The following is a 549-nucleotide window of genomic DNA, read 5'->3' as shown; positions in this document are numbered from 1 at the left end:
CCTGGAGCCAGTTCCGCTCGATTCTGAACGTTGGAAGTCATTTGACTATCTGGCTGAGAAGGAGTTGAGAGACAAAGCTGCTGGCAAGGGGTTCTCTCGCCAGCTTCTGACTGGCGACGATGAGTTTTGCGGCACCATAGGTAAGGACTATGCAAAATGCAGAAGTACCGAACCTTTCATTGTTCATCCAGAACAGCCGGAGTTGTCTCGCATCTTTACACCGACAGAACATTGTCGAGTGAAAGGGATACCAGAGGAACTCATCCAAGGTCTGTCGGACACTATTGCCCACCAGATTCTCGGGCAATCGGTAGTCTTTCCCGCGTTCGAGGCTTTAGCCCTCGCATTAGGGAACAGCCTGTGGAGCTGGGTTGGAATGATGCCAATCATGGTCGAAGTCGTGGATGAATCACAGCCGGTGATCGGTGGTGAAGACTTCCATTGGGCAACGGCATTGGTTGACGCAAAGGGCACTCTCAAGCTGTCACCGGCAGCGAAAAAACAGGGGATGCCCTTCAACATTATGGATGGTCAATTGGCTGTCTATTC

1 pseudogene is annotated in these 549 nt (G+C 51.5%); it reads left to right on the top strand.

What is annotated here, in order from left to right:
- Nucleotides 1-549, top strand: a pseudogene (locus R7E78_RS29575) (DNA cytosine methyltransferase); the annotation flags it as partial.

This window comes from Vibrio sp. YT-19(2023) (genome assembly GCF_033337395.1).
The sequence above is the reverse complement of the archived record's forward strand: the minus strand, read 5'-3'. Positions and strand labels throughout refer to the sequence as shown.